This window comes from Microbacterium sp. 69-7 (assembly GCF_001897985.1).
Lineage (GTDB): Bacteria > Actinomycetota > Actinomycetes > Actinomycetales > Microbacteriaceae > Microbacterium > Microbacterium laevaniformans.
On record NZ_MKRU01000085.1, the window covers coordinates 78070 to 97724 of the forward strand.

The window sequence follows — 19655 nt, forward strand, 5'->3', positions numbered from 1 at the left end:
ACGGACTGGCCATCTTCCCGTCGCCGGTGCTGCCGGCGGCCCTGCTGCGGATGCCCGCGACGATCCCGACCGTGCTGTTCAGTGTCGCTCCCGGCGACGATCCCCATCACCGCGTTCGCGTGGACAACGCCGGAGGGATGAGTGCGCTGATCGACCACCTCGTCGGCGACCACCAGTACGACGACGTCGCCTTCGTCGGGCGCCAGGAGGGCTTCGACAACTCCGAACGCTTTCGGGAGTACCGGGCGTCGCTGATGCGGTGGGGTCTGCGTCCCCGTGACGAGCCGATCGACGGCACCGTGCGCGGTCCGCATCGGATGCTCGAGCAGCTCGGCGCGCTCCACGTCCGCGGTGCGCTGCCGCGTGTTCTCGTCTGCGCGAGCGACCAGCACGCCCTCATGGCGCTGGATGCGCTCGCCGGCCTCGGCGTGCGCGTGCCCGACGAGGTGGCCGTCACCGGGTTCGACGGCATCCTGGCCGGTCGGCTCAGCACGCCGACACTCACCTCCGTGCGCCAGCCGATGGAGGCGATGGGGCGCGCCGCCGCCCGCATCCTCGCCGGCACCGCCGGTGCGCTGCCCGACGGGCACGCCCGCTTCGACGCGGTGTTCGCGCCGCGGGTCGTGCTGCGGCGCAGCTGCGGATGTTGATCGTCCGTGTCGGCGGGCTATCAGATTCCTATGGATGCCGCGTGAGCCGCTGATTCTTGGCCTTGTCTCAGAGCCGGTCGGCGACGCTCGACGCATGACCACACAGGCCGCCACGCGATCCACATTCATCGCCGCCGTGCCGCGCGTCGGCATCCGCTCGCGCCGCCCCCTCTGGCGGCTGCTCGCGATCGGCGTCATCTGGGCGACGAGCCTGTTCGTCGTCGCGCTGTGGATCGCCGGTGGCGCCGTGCAGGACCTGCGGGCGATGGATGCCGACACCTTGAACACGCTGGGGCGGATCACTGGTCTCGTCTCGGCGAATCTGCTGCTGTACCAGGTGCTGCTGATGGCGCGCGTGCCGCTGTTCGAGCGAGCCTTCGGGCGCGATGCGATCACGCGGATGCACCGCTGGGTCGGCTTCTGGTCGTTCTGGCTGCTGCTGGCCCACATCGCCCTGCTGGTGGTCGGCTACGCCGCCCAGGCCGGTGTCAACGTGATCGCCCAGCTGTGGGACTTCGTCTGGAACTACCCCGGGATGATGCTCGCGACGGCGGGAACGGGCCTGCTGGTGCTCGTCGTGGTGACCAGCATCCGCCGAGCGCGGCGTGCCATGCGCTACGAGTCGTGGCACCTGCTGCACCTGTACGGGTACCTCGGTGTCGGGCTGGCGATTCCGCACATGCTGTGGACCGGCGCCGATTTCGCCGCGCATCCGCTCGCCGAGGTGTACTGGTGGGGACTGTGGGCGGCGACCGCCGCCGCGGTCATCGTCTTCCGCGTGGCGCTGCCGCTGTGGCGCTCCGCGCGTCACGACATCCGCGTCGTCGCCGTCGAGGCAGACGGGCCGGTGGGCGTCGTGGTCCGCATGCGCGGACGCGGCTTGGAGCGCCTCGGCGCCCGCGCCGGTCAGTTCTTCGTCTGGCGGTTTCTGGGCGCACCCGGCTGGACGCGCGGAGTCCCGCTGTCGCTGGCGGCCGACCCCCGCCGCGGCGAACTCGTCGTCGCGGCCCGCATGGTCGGCGACGGGACGCGCCGGTTGGCGACTCTCCGCCGGGGCACGCGCGTGTTGATCGAAGGGCCCTACGGCGAGTTCACGGGCGAGGCGCGGACGCGGCGGGGGATCGTCATGATGGGTGCCGGCGCCGGCGTCGCACCCCTCGTCTCGCTTCTCGAGGCCGAGCCGTATGCGCCCGGCGAGGCGATCCTGATCACTCGCGACCATGCGGCGGCCGAGTCGATGCGCGTGCGCGAGATCGAGCGCCTGGTCGCGCGCCGGGGCCTGCACCACGTGGCTCTGCACGGTCCGCGCCGCCGCGCCGGATCGACGTGGCTGCCGGTGACGTTCGCCGATGGGCGTGGTGCGGAGATGCTGCGGCGGATGGTGCCCGGCATCCACGATCACGACGTCTACCTCTGCGGCCCCGAGCCGTGGATGGCCTCGGTGCGTCGCGACCTGCGGGCTGCCGGGGTGCCGGCCGCTCAAATCCACAGCGAAGCCTTCGGCGTCTGAGTTCAGAGAGGACACCACCATGAAGAGAATCGTCTACGCCCTGCTCGCGACCGTCAGCGGCCTCGTGCTGCTGTTCAGCTATCGCACCTCCCTTCCCGAGGACGCGGCCGTCGCCGCACCGCTGAACGCGAATCGCACGGACGCCACCCGCGTCACCCCGGCTCCGGCGTCGCCGTCGGCCGGGACCTCGTCGACCACGACGACCCCCGGCGGGTCGAGTTCGAGCTCGTCGTCGGGGGCGACCTCTTCGACGACGACCACGTCGAAGAGCGGGCTCGCCGACGGCACGTTCACGGGCTCCGCGGTCAACACGCGCTACGGGGCGCTGCAGGTGCAGATCACCGTCTCGGGCGGCGTGATCACCGACGTGCAGACGCCGGCCTACCCCGATTACAGCAGCCGCGACCGTCAGATCAACCAGGACGCCCTGCCGCAGCTGATCTCCGAGACGCTCTCGGCCCAGAGCGCGCAGATCGACATGGTGTCGGGGGCGACGTACACGAGCACCGGGTACCTCGACTCGCTCCAGTCGGCGATCGACCAGGCCTCGGCATGAGCGAACCCAGCCGCCGCGCCTGGACGGCGGAGCTCATGGGCACGACCGCCAGCATCCACGTCATCGGCACTCCTGACGCGTGCGCGGCGGCGACGGATGCCGCGGCTTCCACCGTCGCGGCGCTCCGCGAGCTGGAGGCGATCTTCTCGACGTACCGTGCGGACTCGGAGATCTCGCGGCTGCGCCGCGGCGAGCTGAGCTTCGCCGACGCCGATCCGCGGCTGACGGATGTCGCCGATGCCTGCCGACGAGTCGAGGAGGCGACCGGCGGGCGGTTCAGCGCCTTCTGGCGGGAAGGCTTCGATCCCACCGGCTACGTGAAGGGCTGGGCGACGGATGTCGCCGCGACGGCGCACCTCCAGCCGCTGCTCGCGATGCCCGGGGTGAGCGCCGTCGGCATCAACGTCGGCGGCGACCTGAGGGTGTGGACCGCGCCCGGTGCGCCCTGGTCGTGGACCGTCGGCATCGCCGACCCGGTGCGGCCGGGGGCGGCCCTGGCGACGCTGCGGGTGCGCAACGGCGCCGTCGCCACCTCCGGAACCGCCGAGCGGGGAGCGCACCTCGTCGACCCTCGATCCGGCATCGCGGTGTCGGCTGCGGTGAGCGCGACGGTCGTTGCGGACGACCTCACCACCGCCGACGTGTGGGCGACCGCCCTCGCCGTCGCTGCCGGCGAGGACACCGGGTGGCTGTGGGACGCGCCGCTGCGGTCGGCGATGACGGTCACCGACGCCGGTGTCCGTCGATGGGTCGCGGGCGTCGGCGTCGAGACCGTCGCGGCGACCGCGGACTGAGGCCGCTACGGCGCCCGCGGCCTGAGGCCGCTACGCAGCCTGCGGCAGCCAGAGCAGCATGGTGGTACCGGCCGCCGACGTCCGCTCGATCTCGATCCGGCCCCCGGCCGCCTCGGCCGCCTCGCGCACGAGCGCGAGACCCAGGCCGAAGCCGCGCCGCCGCCCCGACTCCGGGCCGCGGGCGAAGCGCTCGAAGATGCGCTCGCGATCGGCATCGGCGATGCCGCTGCCGCCGTCGCGCACCCGGATCGCGACCCCCCGTCCGTCGGATCGCGCCGACAGTGCGACCTCGCCGCCGCCCGGGGTGTGCTGCACTGCGTTGTCCAGGAGCGCGACGCAGAGCCGGTCGAGGGTGACGCGGGGAAGGCGCACCCGCAGGCCCGCGCCGTCGCCCTGACCGACGCGGACGCGCACGCCCGCCTCCTCGGCCAGCGGCGCCACCGTGGCCGCCGCGGCCGTCAGCGCCGCGTCGACGACGGCGGGCTCGGCATCCGTCGCCGTTCCCTCCGCCGTCAGCAGCATGTCGGTGAGCACGGCGTCCATGACCGACGCGTCGGCGCGCAGCGCCGCGAGCGTGTCGGTGAGGTCTTCGCCGCGTCGGTAGCGGCGCTCCAGGATCTGCGTCCGGCTCGTGAGAGCCGTCAGCGGCGTGCGGATCTCGTGGCTCGCGTCGGCGACGAAGCGGCGCTGCAGCCGCAGGGCACCGGCCAACGGGGCCACCGCGCGGCGGGCGGCGAACCAGGCGACGAGGGCGAGCAGCGCCACCCCGGCGAGACCGAGCGCGACGACCCAGGGGAGGATGCGGTCGACGTCGACGACGATGCGGTCGCCGTCCGGCGGACCGCTGCGGCCGCCGCCCTCGCCGTTGTGGTGCAGTTCGGGTCGGGCCGACAGCAGCAGGACGGCCACGAGAAGCGCGACTCCCGCCGTCACCACGACGGCCGATGCGGCACCGACGAGCAGACCGACGTGGACCGCGGCGCGACGAACGCGCCGGCGGTCGGCCTCGTCGCTCACGAGGGGCTCCCCGCACGGTAGCCGCGACCGCGAACGGTCTCGATGATCTCGGGCGACGCCTTGCGGCGGATGTAGTGCACGTAGGTGTCGACCGAGCTCAGTGCATCATCGGAGGAGAAGACGGCACGGAGGATCTCGTCGCGGGAGAAGACGTGCTCGGGGCTCTCGCTCAGCAGCGCCACCAGGCGCGCCTCGGTCGCCGTCAGCGTGACGCGTTCGCCGCCGTCGCCGTAGAGGGTGCGCGACTCGGCGACGAAGGTCCAGTCGCCGAGGTGGCGCCGACGTCCCTCGGCGTGGTGACCGCGCACGAGGGCGCGCAGCCGCGCGAGCAGCTCCTCGAAGTCGAACGGCTTGACGAGGTAGTCGTTTGCGCCGCTGTCGAGGCCGTCGACCCGGTCGGCGACGGCACCGAGAGCCGTCAGCAGCAGCACGGGCGTCGTGAGGCGTGCGGTGCGCATCGCCTGAACGATCTCCACGCCGTCCAGCCCGGGCAGGCGCCGGTCGACGACCAGCACGTCGAAGCGCTCGGCGAGCACGCGCTCCCGTGCGGCGAGGCCATCGGTCAGGTGCGTGACGTCATAGACCTCGGAGAGCACCTCGACCGTCATCCCCGCGATCGTCGGGTCGTCTTCGACGTAGAGCAGGCGTGGCCGTGCACCGTCGCGGGTCATCGCTCCTCCGATCCTCGCCGCCACCATTCACCCACATCCGCGCCAAGAATCCGCCAAGACCGCATCACCCGGCGGCAACGAGCGCGGCCCACAGCTCCGCACGCGCCGGAAAGCTCGACAGATCCACACCCAGCAGCTGCTGCGCCTGCGCCACCCTGGCGCGCACCGTATGGCGATGGATGCCGAGAGCGCGCGCGGCCTCGTCGATGCGCGCGTCGTGGGTGAGCCAGGTGCGCACGGTCTCCACGAGCGCAGTGCCCTGGGCCTGGTCGTGCGCCCGCAGCGGACGCAGCCGCGCGTCGGCGAGGGCGCGGGCGGCAGGGGAGTCGAGGCTCGACAGCACGCCGGCGGCATCCGCGAAGCGCGTAACGGTGCCGCTCACGGCGGTGCGCAGCGCGGTGAGGGCCTGCGCGTGGGCGCGGGAGAATCCGCTGTAGTCGGTGGGCTCCGAAAGCCCCACCGCGGCATCCAGCAGACCCGCGAGCGCGGTGGGCGCGCCCTCGTCGGCGGCGGAGACGACCACGACGATGCCGTCGCCGCTGCGCGCGTAGAACAAGCCGCCGCGTTCGGCGGCCTGCAGCTCGAGCCAGTCGACGGCGGCGTCGGTGCGGTTGGCGGCGACGGCGGCGACCCCGACCACGACGGGGCTCGCCGGCAACGGGCCCCACAGTTCGCGCGAGACGCGCCGCGCCAGGTGCGGGTCGTCGTCGAGGAGCGTCTGCAGCAGTCCGGCTCGCAGCGCCGCACGGGCGCGGCCGAGTCCCACGTTCTGCTCGAGGGCGAGGCCGGCCATCGCGATGACCGACGTCACGACACTGCGTCCCTCCAGGTCGAGGTCGGCGCCGACGATCGCGATGAGTCCGCGGAGGTGCCCTCCACGGCCGAGGGTCTGCATCGTGACGCGTCGATCATCGATCTCGAGTGTCGACGCCGCACGCGCCCCGCGGCGCAGCACGGCACCGGCTTCTGTCGTGACGGCGGCGACGGCTCCGTCGTCGAGGGCGTCGGCGGGGGCGCTCTGGGTCAGGGTGCCGGCGGCGTCGAACAGCCCGACCCACGCACCGAGCTGAGCGGCGAGTTCGGCGACGGTCGCCGCCAGCCCGTCCGGACGCAGTGCGGCCAGAGAGATCGCCCGCTGCGCCGACAGCGCCCAGGTACGCCGGGCGTAGGCCTGAGCGGCGATGGCTTCGGCGTTGGCCCGTGCCAGCGCGATGAACGGGGTGCGATAGGGAACCTCGAACAGCGGCATCCGCTGCGCGGCGCAGGCGAGGACGAGGGTCGGCGGGATGCCGTCGCGCACCACTTCGGTGCCGAACCCCAGCCCGCGCACGCCGCGGGCGCGCAGGCGCGACACGTAGGCGGCGGCGGCGTCCTCGCCCGACTCGCCGTCGCCGGCCGGCCCGACGAACTGCGTGCCCGTCGTCAGCAGCAGCAGGTCATCGGCCAAGAAGGGCGTGGGGTCGATGAGGTCGGAGCTGTGCACCCAGCGCAGCGGAGCGTCCAGCGCGCCGTCGTCGAGATCGTCGGCGCTCGAGGCGAGCCGCAGCTCGAGGTCGCGGCGCGCGAGAAGCGCGCGCAGAGTCGGCTGCGTCTCGGTCATGGGCGGCGGCCTCCTCCTCGGCGCGGTCCTCGGTCGATCCGGGGCGGGTGCCCGACGACGGGCACGACGTGGCTGTACGCCGCGTATGCGCCTGATCACAGAATGTACACGGCGGAGGGTGTGGCTCGGCATCCGCGGCTCATACGCTCCCGGCATGAGCATCATCGACAGCGCCGTCATCGGCGGTCCGTCCCTGGCGCAGGAGCGCCGCCTCGTCACCGCGATCCCCGGCCCCCGCTCGCAGGAACTGCTGGCGCGCAAGAGCGCCGCCGTCGCATCGGGTGTCGCTCACACGGTGCCCATCGAAGCCGTCGCGGCCGGCGGTGGCGTCGTGGTCGACGCCGACGGCAACTCGCTCATCGACCTCGGCAGCGGCATCGCCGTCACCAGTGTCGGAAATGCCCACCCGGGCGTCGTGGCGGCGGTGCAGGCCGCCGTCGCGCAGATGACGCACACGTGCTTCATGATCTCGCCGTACGAGTCGTACGTCGCCGTCGCCGAGAAGCTCAACCGCCTCACCCCCGGCGACCACGCGAAGAAGTCGGCGCTGTTCAACTCCGGCGCCGAAGCCGTCGAGAACGCGATCAAGATCGCCCGCAAGGCCACCGGCCGCCCGGCCGTCGTCGCGTTCGACCACGCCTACCACGGCCGCACCAACCTCACGATGGCCCTCACCGCGAAGTCGATGCCGTACAAGAGCGGATTCGGTCCGTTCGCCTCCGAGGTCTACCGCGTGCCGGCCTCCTACCCGTTCCGCGACGGCCTGAGCGGCGCGGATGCCGCGGCGAAGGCCATCTCGCTCATCGAGAAGCAGATCGGCGCCGACAACCTGGCGGCCGTGATCATCGAGCCGATCCAGGGCGAGGGCGGCTTCATCGTCCCCGCGGAGGGATTCCTGCCGGCGGTCGTGGACTGGTGCCGTGCGAACGGCGTCGTCTTCATCGCCGACGAGGTGCAGACCGGCTTCGCCCGCACCGGCGCGATGTTCGCAAGCGAGCTGTTCGGCATCGTTCCCGACCTCATCACGACGGCCAAGGGCATCGCGGGCGGCATGCCGCTGGCGGCGGTCACCGGTCGCGCCGAGATCATGGATGCCACCCACGGCGGAGGCCTCGGCGGCACCTACGGCGGCAACCCGGTCGCCTGCGCGGCGGCGATCGCCGCGATCGACGCCTTCGAGAACGACGGGATGCTCGAGCGGGCGCGCGAGATCGGGGGGATCCTCCGCGCCCGCTTCGAGTCCCTGCAGCAGTCCGACGCGCGCATCGGCGAGGTGCGCGGAGCCGGCGCGATGATCGCGGTCGAGTTCGTCGACCCCGAGACGAAGGCCCCGGATGCCGCCCTGACCTCCGCCGTCGCGAAGGCGGCGATCGCGGAGGGCGTCATCGTCCTCACCTGCGGCACCTACGGCAACGTCATCCGCTTCCTGCCGCCTCTGTCGATCTCCGACGAGCTGCTCACCGAGGGCGTCGACGTCGTCGCCGCCGCCCTCGCCGCCCACTGACCCGCCCCGGCCCCGCGCCTACAGAGGAGACACAATGACCGAGATCACGCGCGACGTCGTCGTCATCGGCGCCGGAGCGGCGGGACTGACCGCCGCCAACCAGCTCAAGAAGGCGGGGCTGTCGGTCGCCGTGCTCGAAGCCCGCGACCGCGTCGGCGGGCGTCTGTGGACCGACACGATCGAGGGTGCGATGCTCGAGATCGGCGGCCAGTGGGTCTCGCCCGACCAGGATGCGCTCAAGGAGACCATCGCGGAGCTGGGGCTGGAGACCTTCGACCGCTACCGCGACGGCGACAGCGTGTACATCGGACCCGATGGCATCGCCCACCGCTACACCGGCGAGATGTTCCCCGTGAGCGCCGAGACCGAGAAGACCATCGCCGAGGTCACCGCACGCCTCGACGCGATGGTCGCCGAGATCGACCCCGACCGCCCCTGGGCCCATCCGCAGGCGGCGCAGTGGGACACCGTCTCCTGGGATGCGTGGCTGCGCGAGCAGACCGATGACGACGAGGCCATCCGCAACCTCGCCTTCCCCACCGGATCGGCGATGCTCACGAAGCCGACCCATTCCTTCTCACTGCTGCAGTCGCTGCTGATGGCGGCATCCGCCGGAAGCTACACGAACCTCGTCGACGCCGACTTCATCCTCGACAAGCGCGTCGTCGGCGGACTGCAGCAGGTGCCGCTGCTGTTGGCCGAGCGCCTGGGCGACGACGTCTTCCTGGGCCAGCCGGTGCGTACCCTGGAGTACTCCGAGGGAGAGGGCGTCGTGGCCGTCGCCGACGGTGTCACCGTTCGCGCCCGCCACGCGATCCTGGCGCTCGCGCCGGTGCTGTACAACCGCATCTCGTTCGTGCCGCCGCTGCCGCGTCTGCAGCATCAGATGCACCAGCACATCTCGATGGGCTTCGTCATCAAGGTGCACGCCGTCTACGAGACGCCCTTCTGGCGAGAGAAGGGCCTGTCGGGCACGGCGTTCAGCCCCTACGAGCTCTCGCACGAGGCCTACGACAACACGAACCACGGCGATGAGCGCGGAACCCTCGTGGGCTTCGTCTCCGACCGCACGGCCGACGACCTGTTCCGCCTCAGCGCCGAGGAGCGCAAGGAGCGCATCCTCGAGTCGCTCAGCCACTACTACGGCCCCGAGGCGAAGGATCCGGTCGTCTACTACGAGAGCGACTGGGGCAGCGAGGAGTGGACGCGCGGCGCGTACGCGGCATCGTTCGACCTCGGCGGCCTGCACCGTTACGGGGCCGACCTGCGCACCCCCGTCGGACCGATCCACTTCGCCTGCAGCGACATGGCCGGCGCCGGCTATCAGCACGTCGACGGAGCCATCCGCATGGGGCGCCTCGCGGCGCAGCAGATCCTGGACGAGGTCCACACGTGAGCGGGCACGTCGTCGTCGGATACACCGCGACCAAGCCCGGACGCGACGCCGTCGCGTTCGCCGCGCGGCTCGCGGCGGCCCTCGACGCCGTGCTCGACGTCGCGATCATCCTGCCCAGCTCCGACCGCAGCGTCATCACGCCCCCGGATGCCGGGTACGAACGGCACCTACACGCGCAGGCGCAGACCTGGATCGCCCAGGCGATCGATCGGATCCCCGCCGACGTCGTCGCGCACGCCCATGTGCGCCCGGCCGAGTCGTTCGCCGAGGGCCTCATCGAGATCGCCGACGAACTGGGTGCCTCGTACATCGTGGTCGGCGCCGCCGACGGCGCCTCGCGCGGCCGGCACCGCCTCGGCTCGACGACGAGCGAGCTGCTGCACTCGTCGGATGTGCCGGTCGTCCTCGTCCCGCGGGGGGCACGCAAGATCGCGCCCGAGACCGGCATCACCCGGCTGACGGTCGCGATCGGCATGCGGCCCGGGGCCGACGCCCTCATCGCCGAGACCGCAGCGCTCGCGGAGACCCTCGGCGTGCCCGTCCGACTGCTCTCCCTGCTGCCGGTCGATCTTCCGCCGTCCGCCGACACGGGCGCCATCCGCCTCGCCGGCACGACGAAGGCCGACGAGGTGCTCGCGGCGGCTCGGGCGGAGCTTCCTGGCGGCCTGCACACCGACGTCGCGGTCGCCGCCGGCGACAGCATCGAGGAGGCCGTGTCCTACCTCGACTGGCAGCCGGGTGAACTCGTGCTCGTCGGCTCGAGCCGCCTCGCGCAGCCGCGCCGCCTGTTCCTCGGCTCGACCGCGGCGAAGATGCTGCACGAGATCACCGTGCCGGTGATCGTCGTCCCCCGAACCCACTCCGAGGAGTCTCGACGATGAGCACACCCTCCACGACCGACGCCGCCTCCACGACCGGGGCTCTCTCCAGCAAGGGACTCAGCGCCGGCACGATCGGCCTGATCGGCGCCGTCGTCATCGGGATCTCCTGCATCGCCCCGGCGTACACGTTCACGGCGGCCGTCGGCCCCACGGCATCCGCGGTGGGCGCGCAGATCCCGGCGATCATCCTCGTGGGATTCATCCCGATGCTCCTGGTCGCCTTCGGCTACCGCGAGCTCAACAACCGCATGCCGGATGCCGGGACCAGCTTCACCTGGGCGGCGCGCGCCTTCGGACCGTGGGTCGGCTGGATGGCCGGGTGGGGACTCGTGGTCGCCACGATCCTCGTGCTGTCGAACCTGGCCGGCGTCGCCGTGGACTTCCTCTTCTTGCTGCTGTCGCAGGTGACGGGCAACGCCGAGATCGCCGACCTCGCGTCGAACACGTGGATCAACGTGGGCGTGTGTCTTCTGTTCATGCTCGCGGCCACCTTCATCTCCTACCGCGACATGCAGACCACCCAGAAGCTGCAGTACGTGCTCGTGACCTTCCAGGTCGCCGTGCTGCTGTTCTTCGCGATCGCCGCCATCGTCGAGGCCGTCAGCGGCAAGGGCTTCGACGTCCAGCCGTTCGACATCGGCTGGTTCAACCCGTTCGCCGTCAGCTCGTTCAGCGCGTTCGCCGCGGGCCTGTCGCTGTCGATCTTCATCTTCTGGGGGTGGGACGTCACCCTCACCATGAACGAGGAGACGAAGGACCCCGAGAGGACGCCGGGTCGTGCAGCGACCATCACGGTGCTGACGATCGTCTCGATCTACCTCCTGCTGGCCGTCGCGATGATCATGTACGCCGGGGTCGGCACGGGGGAGCTGGGTCTGGGCAACGAGGACATCCAGGGCAACGTGTTCTTCCACCTGTCCGGACCGATCCTCGGGCCACTCGCCTTCCTCGTGTCGCTCGCGGTGCTCACCTCGTCGGCATCGTCGCTGCAGTCGACGTTCGTGGGACCGGCGCGCACGCTCCTGTCGATGGGACACTACGGCGCCCTCCCGCCGGCGTTCGCGCGGGTCAGCCCGCGCTTCTTCACGCCCGGCTTCGCCACGATCGTGTCGGCAGTGGTCGCCTCCGCGTTCTACGCGGTCATGCGCGTCGTGAGTGAGAACACCCTCTGGGACACGATCCTCACGCTCGGCATGATGATCTGCTTCTACTACGGCATCACGGCCTTCGCGTGCGTCTGGTACTTCCGCAAGCAGTGGTTCGACTCGGTGCGCAACGTCTTCTTCACGTTCCTGTTCCCGCTCGTGGGCGGCGTGATCCTCGGCATCCTGTTCTTCACGACGCTCATCGACTCCATGGATCCCGACTACGGCTCCGGCGCCAACGTCGGCGGCGTCGGGATCGTCTTCATCCTCGGCATGCTCATCATCGTGGTGGGTATCGCCCTCATGATCTGGCAGTCGGTGACACGTCCCGCGTTCTTCCGCGGCGAGACCCTCGCCACGGACGCCCCTGCCAGCACCCGTCGCCTGAAGGAGGCCGCACGTTGATCACGCAAAGCGCACTGCTCGAGAAGGTTCCCCGCGGACTGTTCATCGGCGGCGAGTGGGTCGCCGGCTCGGCCGGGACCTTCCCCGTCGTCGATCCCGCGACCGGTGAGACCCTGGTCGAGATCGCCGACGCGTCGCCCGAAGACGGCATCCGCGCCCTGGACGCGGCGGTCGCGGCTCAGGAGGAGTGGGCGGCGACCGCGCCGCGGCGCCGCAGCGACATCCTCCGCCGGGCATTCGACCTGCTGATGGAGCGCGCCGACGAGATCGCGCTGCTGATGACCCTCGAGATGGGCAAGCCGCTCGCGGAGGCGCGCGGCGAGATCACCTACGGCGGCGAGTTCCTGCGCTGGTTCAGCGAGGAGGCGGTGCGCATCTCGGGCCGGTTCGGCTCGAACCCCGAGGGCACGGGACGCATGATCGTCAGCCAGCGCCCCGTCGGACCGTGCTTCTTCATCACCCCGTGGAACTTCCCGCTCGCGATGGCCACCCGCAAGATCGCCCCGGCGCTCGCCGCCGGCTGCACGGTGGTCATCAAGCCGGCCGAGCTCACCCCGCTGACGACGCTCGCCTTCGTCGGACTGCTCGTCGAGGCGGGGCTGCCCGCCGGAGTCGTCAACGTCGTGACCACGACGCACTCCGGCGCCCTGTCGGCGCCGATCATCGCCGACCCGCGCCTGCGCAAGCTCTCGTTCACGGGCTCGACGCCGGTGGGCAAGAAGCTCATCGCCCAGGCGGCCGAAGGCGTCCTGCGCGTGTCCATGGAACTCGGCGGCAATGCGCCGTTCGTCGTGTTCGACGACGCCGACCTCGACAAGGCCGTCGACGGCGCGATGCTCGCGAAGTTCCGCAACATCGGCCAGGCCTGCACCGCCGCCAACCGCTTCATCGTGCACACTTCGGTCGCCGACGAGTTCGCGCGCCGGGTGACCGAACGCGTGAACGCGATGCGCGTGGGACGGGGAACCGAGGAGGGCGTGCAGATCGGTCCGCTCATCGACCGCAAGGCCGTCGAGGGCGCCGAGGCGCTCGTCTCGGATGCCGTCGCGCGCGGTGCACGCCTGCTCGCCGGCGGATCGGCCATCGATGGCCCGGGGACGTTCTTCGAGCCCACCGTGATCACGGACGTGGCCGGCGGCAGCGACATCCTCCGCGAGGAGATCTTCGGCCCGGTGCTGGCGATCGCCACGTTCAGCGACGAGGAGGAGGCCGTGCGCCTCGCCAACGACACGGAGTACGGTCTGGTGTCCTACGTCTTCACCGAGGATCTCGCGCGCGGCATGCGGATGATCGACCGTCTGGAAACCGGCATGATGGGCCTGAACGCGGGCGTCGTCTCCAACGCGGCGGCGCCGTTCGGCGGTGTCAAGCAGTCCGGAGTGGGCCGTGAGGGGGGCCTCGAAGGCATCCACGAGTTCCTCTCGACCAAGTACACGCTGATCCCCGCCTGATCCCTGCCCCTGACGCCACCCGACCCTCGGTCGACACGAACGGAGAACGACGATGACGTATGCGGTTGTGAACCCCGCCACCGGCGAGACGCTCGCCACCTACCCCGACTTCACGGCCGCCGAGGTCGAGGCCGCCGTCGCGGCCGCGCACGAGGCGGCCCAGACGTGGGGGCGCACCTCGACGCCGGCGGATCGTGCGGCGCTGCTGCGCCGCGTCGCCGAACTGCATCGCGAGCGCCGCGACGAGCTGGCCGCGATCATCGTGCGGGAGATGGGCAAACCGCTCGCTGCGGCCGAGGGTGAGGTCGACTTCGCCGCCGACATCACGGAGTTCTACGCCGATCACATCGACGAGATCACCGGCGACCGGCCCATCGACATCCTCGGGGAGGGCACCGCGGTGATCCGCCGCTCGCCTCTGGGCGTGCTTCTGGGCATCATGCCGTGGAACTTCCCGTACTACCAGGTCGCGCGCTTCGCGGCGCCGAACCTGGCGATCGGCAACACCATCCTGCTCAAGCATGCGCCGCAGTGCCCCCAGTCGGCCGCCGCGATCGCCCAGATCTACGCCGATGCGGGCTTCCCCGTCGGCGCGTACGTCGATGTCCGTCTGACCAACGATCAGGCCGCCGAGGTCATCGCCGATCGGCGTGTGCACGGCGTCTCGGTGACCGGCAGCGAGCGCGCGGGAGCCGCCGTCGCCGAGATCGCGGGGCGCAACCTCAAGAAGGTCGTTCTGGAGCTGGGCGGCTCCGACCCGTTCATCCTGCTGTCGACCGACGACCTCGACGCGGCGGTGCAGGCCGCCGTCGATGCGCGCCTGGACAACAACGGACAGTCCTGCAACGGCGCCAAGCGCTTCCTCGTCGCCGACGAGCTCCACGACGCTTTCGTCGAGAAGTTCGCGGCCGCGCTGGAGGGGGCCAAGGTCGGCGATCCCTTCGCCGAGGACACGGTCCTGGGGCCGCTCTCCTCGCTCGCCGCCGCCGAGCGGCTTCAGGACCAGGTCGACCGCGCCGTCGCGCAGGGCGCGACCGTCGTCACGGGGGGCTCGCGCGACGGGGCGTTCTTCCCCGGCACGGTGATCACGGGTGTGACGGCGGACATGGACGCGTATCGCGAGGAGTTCTTCGGACCCGTCGGTGTCGTCTATCGGGTCAGCGGCGAGGACGAGGCGATCGAGATCGCCAACGGCACCGAGTTCGGTCTGGGCTCCTACGTCTTCACCACCGACGAGGAGCAGGCGGCACGCATCGCCGATCGCATCGACGCCGGCATGGTCTACGTCAACATCGTCCTCGCCGACTCGCCCGAGCTGCCCTTCGGCGGCATCAAGCGCAGCGGCACCGGACGGGAGATGGGGCTGCTGGCCGCCGAGGAATTCGTCAACAAGAAGCTCATCCGCATCGCCGGCTGACGCGCCGGTGCTGCCGGCCGGCTCAGGCCGGCAGCACCGCGCGGACGTCGGCGGCCTCGCCGTGGCGCCCGAGGGCCTCGAGCAGGTCGCCGAGCTCGAGCGCGACGGCCTGCCGCAGCGGCTCCGCGTCGCTCGCGTGCTCGAACGCCGCGCGGTAGAGCGCGACGGCGTCGTCGGCGCGCTCGGCTTCGCGCAGCACCCGTGCCGCCAGCAGCTCGGACCCTCCCGCGGATGCCGGGTCGCCGGCATCCGCGAACGTGTCCGCGGCCTGCAGCGCAGTCGCCACGGCGGCATCCGTCCGTCCCTGACCGACGAGCAGCCGGGCGCGCGTGTCGAGGACGTCGGCCACGAACCACGTCGCCTCGTGCCGACGGCCGAGCTCCAGCGCTTCGTCGATGAGCGTCACCGCCTCCTCGTCGCCGCGCTGCTGATGCGCCTGCGCGAGCACGTGCAGGCCGTCGGCGAGCAGCCCCACTTCGTCCTCGTTGCCGCGGACGAGATCGACGGCCTCGGTGAGAACCTCGATGGCGTCGTCCGTGGCCCCGAAGCGACCGAGCAGGCGACCCTGCTGCACGAGCGCGTACGCGCGTCCGACGGCGTCCTCGGCCTCTTCTCGGAGGTCGGCCGCGTAGGCCCAGGCCCCGACCGCGTTTCCGTACTCCTCGGCGGCATGCAGCGCCTGAGCGAGCAGCACCGCGGTCAGAGCCCGCGATCCCGGCTCCACGCCGTTCTCGCTCTCTTCGCGCAGCACCTCGTTGAGCGTGTCCACCGCTTCGGCGGCGTAACCGGCCGCCAGCATCGCGCGGCCCTGGCGGAAGCGCACGTCGACGCTGGGCAGACCCACCGCGTCGCGCCGCTCCGCCGCGACCCGGTAGCGGCTCACCGCGGCGGCCGGCTGTCCGTCGTCCTCGTGCAGCATGGCCGCCAGCAGGAACATCTCCGAGACCATCGCATCGTCCACACCGATCGACACCGCGACCCGCGCCGCCTCATCGGCCGCCGCCGCGCCCTCGGCGAACGCCTCGGCGACGCCGTGGAGCCGGGCCCGCGTCGCGAGCACGCGCACGCGACGGCCGTCCTCGAGCTCCTCGTCGTGCAGCAGCGCGTCCAGCAGGCCGGCGCTGCCAGCCGTGTCGCCGTCGGCAGCGACGGCGTCGGCCTCCAGCAGCCGCATGCCGTGGGCTCGGCGGGCGTCGCCGGACTGGGCGAACAGGGCTGCGGCGGCGCGGGCGGGCTCCACCGCGTCGGCGTGGGCGCCCGCCCACATCCGGCCGATCGCGAGCGTCGACAGCAGATCGGCGCGTTCGAGGGGATGATCGTCGCCGAGCGCGTCGAGCTCGCCCTGAAGCCGCGGCAGCGACTCGACGAGGTCGACGCCGAAGAGCACGAGACCGAGGCGTTCCTCGAGCCCTGCCTGCACATCGCGGCCCTCTTCCCGCAGCGCCGCGAGGCGTGCCGGCAGCTCCGCCGCCGCCTCATCCGTACGGCCGTAGGAGCACAGGGCCGACAGCAGGTGCGAGCTCAGAGCGATGCGGTCCTCACCGACGGCATCGGGGAGTGCCGCACGGATCGCGTCGATCGCTGCGCTCGATCCGGCTCCGGTCAGCACGAGGGCGTGCGTCACGCGCTCCTCGGGCGTCTGCGGCGAGGGTGTCGGGGAGACGGCGAGCGCGGAGAACTCGTGCGAATGGATCGGCACGTCGTAGCGCTCGCTCGCGGCGTCCCGCAGGCGGGTGAGGGCGAGCCGGTGCGCGTCGGTGCCGTTGCGCGCGTCGAACGCGTCGGCGATCGCGTCGGCGAGTTCCCACGCGCGGGAGGAGAGCGCGGCCGCCGTCCACGCTCCGTCGTGCGCGCCGAACAGCGTGCTGAGCTCGTCGGCGTCGGAGCCGCGCACCGGGGTGTCGGGATGGCCCGCGGCGGCCACCGCGTCCAGGCCCACGGCGAACGATGCGAGAGCGGTCTCGTGCGCCGCGGCATCCAACCCGTCGTCGACGAGCCAGGGGAGGTGCTTCTCCACCAGAGCCAGGGCGCGGGCCTCGTTGCCCGTCACCGCGCAGAAGACGACGTTGTCGGCGATGATCGCGAGGTTGGCGGCGTTGTCCTTGGCGAGCCGGTAGCTGCGCAGATGCGCGGCGCGCGCCTGGTCGAGCATGCCGGCGCGCAGGGAGGGCAGAAGGATGCGGGCGAGGGCGTGCTCGGGCTCCTCGCCGCACGAGAACCCGCCGTCGATCATCTCCTGCACCAGACGGATGGCGTCGTCCTCGCGTCCCGTCTCGGCGAAGAAGCCGGCGAACTGGCTGCGCACGCACGCGTCGCAGTGGCTGTAGTCGTCACGCGGCGTCGCCTCCAGCGTGCGCTGCAGCGCGGTCGCCTCCTCGACGCGTCCTGCCGACCAGGCGTCTTCGAAGCGCGCCATCAGCACGCCCGATTCTCCGACCCCCGCGCGGCGATAGTGCTCGTGCATGTCGTCGAGCACTGCGGCGATCTGCGCAGGGGCGAACTCGGGGGAGTTGGACAACGCGCCCGCCATCCACTTGTACTGCCAGAGCAGATCACCGGCGGGCTCCAGCACCGCGGGAAAGCGCTCGGGGTCGCCGTCGTGGTGAGCCAGGCACCACGCGAACGAGGTCAGCATGAGGTCGGTGTCGCCCGCCATGTTCGCGCTCGAAGTCTGGCGCAGCCGCGCTTCGTACTCGAGGCGCTCGTCACCGCTCTCCTGCGCCAACGCGACCGCCTCGGCGACCAGAGCCGGCTCCTCGGGGCCCCAGGGTGTGCGGTCGATGTCGTCGAAGAGGGCGCGGATGCGGGTGGCGTAGCTCGTCATGATTCTCCTTGTTCTTCGTCGTTGCCCGCGCGCAGGGCGTGACCGAGCAGCTCCGACAGCGATGCGGTCATGAGCGCGCGGTCCGCCGCGCCGAGGGGGTGGTGTCCGGCCAGCAGCGACTGCACGTAGAGCAGTCGCACGCTCAGGGCGAAGACCCGGTCGCCCGCGTCGGCGGGCGTTGCGGCCAGCCGCCGCACGAGGTCGTTGTTCCAGTTCAGGCACAGCCGCGACGCGGGGGCCGCCGCGCGATCGCCGACTCCGGCGACCGTGGCGGCACGGTCGAGCACGCCTGCCCACAGGGCACCGCCGGCGCTGCGGGCGCGCCCGCGGTCGAGGGCGCGCAGCACGGCCGGGTCCGAGACGAACAGCCCCGGCAGCTCGGTGCGCTCGAACACGCGCACGATGACCTCGACGTCGGCCAGCGTCGCCGCCGCGCGCCGTTCGAGGGCGACCGCCGCGTCGCGATGGTCGAGCGGGGGAAGATCGAGACGGTCGATCTCATCGACGACGTCGACACGCTCGACGGTGATCTCGGGGAACAGCCTCGGCAGCAGGCGCACGAGATCGGCGTCGTAGACATAGCCGCCGTCCACCAGCACACCGCTCGTGTCGGCGACGCTCGCGACCTGACGGAACTCATCGACCGTCTCCGTGTAGCGCACGTGCGGATAGCGCCGCACCAACTCTTCGATGCGCTGCCGTCCCTGCGTGGTCTCCACCGACAGCCATCGCACGATGAAGCGGGCGAGCTCGTCGTCGTGGCGCACGAGCGACTTCAGCGCCACCTCGTGGATCGCCACGAACTGCGCCAGGCGTGCCGGGTCGTGCAGCGCCAGTTCGAGGATCCACCGGCGGATGCCGTCGCCGAGCTCTCGCCGCGTCTGCTCGAGGGCATCGTCATCGACGAGCGATTCCCGGCTGGCGGTGGGGTGCAGGCCCTCCGAATCGATCACGGCCCGAGCGAAGAACGCCCAGTCGGGGAGGATGTCGTCGGCCCGCTCGGTCAGCAGCATCCGGTGCAGGTATACCCGCGTGCTCTGCCGGGCCGTCGGGGGAGGGGCATAGGGCAGCACGTAGGCGACCCCGCGGGTCAGGGTGGCCGGCACCGACAGCGCGATGGCGTCCAGAGGTTCGGCGCCGATGAGGTCACGGCCGTAGGCGAGACGGGCGTCGCGGTCGTCGGCGAGGAACGGCGGCTCGGTCGTGATCGTCATCTCGCCGCCGGCGGGCAGGTCCACCACGATCGTCACCGGCAGATAGGCCGCGAACGTCTCGGCCAGCTCGCGCACCGTGGCGGTCTCGACCAGCGTCCGTGTCTCCGCGCGGGGGGACAGGTGCACGCTCGTGCCGACGGGAATGTCCTGCGTGCACGGACCGACGCGGAAGGTGCCGTCGGAGTGACCCACCCACTCCACGGCTTCGCCGGTGACCGCGCTGCGGGAGCGGATGACGATGGTGTCGCAGACCATGAAGCACGACAGCATCCCGATGCCGAACTGCCCGAGGTAGTCCCCGCGCGGCAGATCGAAGATGTCGCGCTTGGAGCTGCGGCCGACGGTGGCGAGCAGGTCGGCGACCTCGGCGGCCGTCAGGCCCACGCCGTCGTCGCGGAGGACGAACTCGTCGGATGCTGCGCTGACGGGCGTGATCCGCACACGCCCGCCCCCTCCGTCGACGCCTCGACGGGCACTGATCGCGTCGACAGCGTTCTGCAGCAGCTCCCGCAGGTACACCCGGGGGCCGGAGTAGATGTGGCGGCTGAGCAGGTCGATGACCCCGCGCAGGTCGACCTGGAACTGATGGGCGGCGGCGTTCTCGTTCAGCGTCATACTTC

General features: G+C 71.7%; 14 protein-coding genes and 1 pseudogene. 10 read left to right on the forward strand and 5 right to left on the reverse strand.

Features of this window, described 5'->3' with window-relative positions:
• From BGN98_RS08960 to BGN98_RS08975, 4 genes are all read left to right on the forward strand, one after another.
• Positions 1-650 (forward strand): LacI family DNA-binding transcriptional regulator (locus BGN98_RS08960; protein ID WP_288120940.1); only part of this gene is annotated, 650 nt, incomplete at its 5' end.
• A gap of 94 nt (positions 651-744) precedes the next feature.
• Entirely contained in the window at positions 745-2160 is a 1416-nt protein-coding gene (locus BGN98_RS08965) for a ferredoxin reductase family protein (RefSeq protein ID WP_061682586.1), read from the forward strand.
• A 19-nt stretch (positions 2161-2179) separates the two neighbouring features.
• Positions 2180-2716: an FMN-binding protein gene (locus tag BGN98_RS08970; RefSeq protein ID WP_016464367.1), complete on the forward strand. Its 537-nt coding sequence runs from the start codon at positions 2180-2182 to the stop codon at positions 2714-2716.
• Positions 2713-3510 carry an FAD:protein FMN transferase gene (locus tag BGN98_RS08975; RefSeq protein ID WP_061682587.1) on the forward strand — a complete coding sequence of 266 codons (798 nt, stop codon included), beginning with the start codon at positions 2713-2715 and terminating at the stop codon, positions 3508-3510. The genes BGN98_RS08970 and BGN98_RS08975 overlap by 4 nt, the downstream gene beginning before the upstream one ends.
• 30 nt (positions 3511-3540) lie before the next feature.
• Here the strand turns inward: BGN98_RS08975 and BGN98_RS08980 are convergent, their stop codons facing one another.
• The 3 genes from BGN98_RS08980 to BGN98_RS08990 form a co-directional block, all read right to left on the reverse strand.
• A complete protein-coding gene (locus BGN98_RS08980; RefSeq protein WP_061682589.1) occupies positions 3541-4527 on the reverse strand; it encodes a sensor histidine kinase in 987 nt (328 codons plus the stop codon).
• A complete protein-coding gene (locus BGN98_RS08985) occupies positions 4524-5198 on the reverse strand; it encodes a response regulator transcription factor (RefSeq protein WP_036287313.1) in 675 nt (224 codons plus the stop codon). The genes BGN98_RS08980 and BGN98_RS08985 overlap by 4 nt, the downstream gene beginning before the upstream one ends.
• A gap of 64 nt (positions 5199-5262) precedes the next feature.
• On the reverse strand, positions 5263-6798 hold the full coding sequence (locus BGN98_RS08990; RefSeq protein WP_288120947.1) for a helix-turn-helix domain-containing protein: 1536 nt from the start codon (positions 6796-6798) through the stop codon (positions 5263-5265).
• A 154-nt stretch (positions 6799-6952) separates the two neighbouring features.
• Between BGN98_RS08990 and gabT the strand changes: the two genes are divergently transcribed.
• The 6 genes and pseudogenes from gabT to BGN98_RS09020 all read left to right on the forward strand — a co-directional run bounded on the left by gabT (position 6953) and on the right by BGN98_RS09020 (position 14997).
• Positions 6953-8302 carry a 4-aminobutyrate--2-oxoglutarate transaminase gene (gene gabT, locus BGN98_RS08995; protein WP_197461913.1) on the forward strand — a complete coding sequence of 450 codons (1350 nt, stop codon included), beginning with the start codon at positions 6953-6955 and terminating at the stop codon, positions 8300-8302.
• A 31-nt stretch (positions 8303-8333) separates the two neighbouring features.
• Positions 8334-9698, forward strand: a pseudogene (locus tag BGN98_RS09000) (flavin monoamine oxidase family protein); the annotation flags it as partial.
• Positions 9695-10579, forward strand: a complete 885-nt coding sequence (locus tag BGN98_RS09005; RefSeq protein WP_005049986.1) for a universal stress protein — start codon at positions 9695-9697, stop codon at positions 10577-10579. The pseudogene BGN98_RS09000 and the gene BGN98_RS09005, both read left to right, overlap by 4 nt.
• Complete coding sequence (locus BGN98_RS09010; protein WP_061682596.1) at positions 10576-12129, forward strand: APC family permease; 1554 nt, start codon at positions 10576-10578, stop codon at positions 12127-12129. The genes BGN98_RS09005 and BGN98_RS09010 overlap by 4 nt, the downstream gene beginning before the upstream one ends.
• Positions 12126-13580, forward strand: a complete 1455-nt coding sequence (locus BGN98_RS09015; RefSeq protein WP_288120948.1) for an NAD-dependent succinate-semialdehyde dehydrogenase — start codon at positions 12126-12128, stop codon at positions 13578-13580. Before BGN98_RS09010 ends, BGN98_RS09015 begins: the two co-directional genes overlap by 4 nt.
• Before the next feature lie 52 nt (positions 13581-13632).
• Positions 13633-14997 carry an NAD-dependent succinate-semialdehyde dehydrogenase gene (locus BGN98_RS09020; RefSeq protein WP_288120950.1) on the forward strand — a complete coding sequence of 455 codons (1365 nt, stop codon included), beginning with the start codon at positions 13633-13635 and terminating at the stop codon, positions 14995-14997.
• 22 nt (positions 14998-15019) lie between these two features.
• On the opposite strand, the gene BGN98_RS09025 is transcribed toward BGN98_RS09020, so the two are convergent.
• Positions 15020-17821 (reverse strand): tetratricopeptide repeat protein, encoded by a 2802-nt coding sequence (locus BGN98_RS09025; protein WP_288120952.1) that lies wholly within the window; start codon positions 17819-17821, stop codon positions 15020-15022.
• The gene (locus BGN98_RS09030; RefSeq protein WP_288120953.1) at positions 17818-19650 is read right to left on the reverse strand and encodes an HSP90 family protein; all 1833 of its coding nucleotides are present in this window, start codon (positions 19648-19650) and stop codon (positions 17818-17820) included. Before BGN98_RS09030 ends, BGN98_RS09025 begins: the two co-directional genes overlap by 4 nt.
• Positions 19651-19655 lie beyond the last annotated feature (5 nt).

Coding starts and splice junctions, on each gene's coding strand:
- BGN98_RS08965 (WP_061682586.1), top strand. CDS start 745: ATGACCACACAGGCCGCCACGCGATCCACATTCATCGCCGCCGTGCCG.
- BGN98_RS08970 (WP_016464367.1), top strand. CDS start 2,180: ATGAAGAGAATCGTCTACGCCCTGCTCGCGACCGTCAGCGGCCTCGTG.
- BGN98_RS08975 (WP_061682587.1), top strand. CDS start 2,713: ATGAGCGAACCCAGCCGCCGCGCCTGGACGGCGGAGCTCATGGGCACG.
- BGN98_RS08985 (WP_036287313.1), bottom strand. CDS start 5,198: ATGACCCGCGACGGTGCACGGCCACGCCTGCTCTACGTCGAAGACGAC.
- BGN98_RS08990 (WP_288120947.1), bottom strand. CDS start 6,798: ATGACCGAGACGCAGCCGACTCTGCGCGCGCTTCTCGCGCGCCGCGAC.
- gabT (WP_197461913.1), top strand. CDS start 6,953: ATGAGCATCATCGACAGCGCCGTCATCGGCGGTCCGTCCCTGGCGCAG.
- BGN98_RS09010 (WP_061682596.1), top strand. CDS start 10,576: ATGAGCACACCCTCCACGACCGACGCCGCCTCCACGACCGGGGCTCTC.
- BGN98_RS09020 (WP_288120950.1), top strand. CDS start 13,633: ATGACGTATGCGGTTGTGAACCCCGCCACCGGCGAGACGCTCGCCACC.
- BGN98_RS09025 (WP_288120952.1), bottom strand. CDS start 17,821: ATGACGAGCTACGCCACCCGCATCCGCGCCCTCTTCGACGACATCGAC.
- BGN98_RS09030 (WP_288120953.1), bottom strand. CDS start 19,650: ATGACGCTGAACGAGAACGCCGCCGCCCATCAGTTCCAGGTCGACCTG.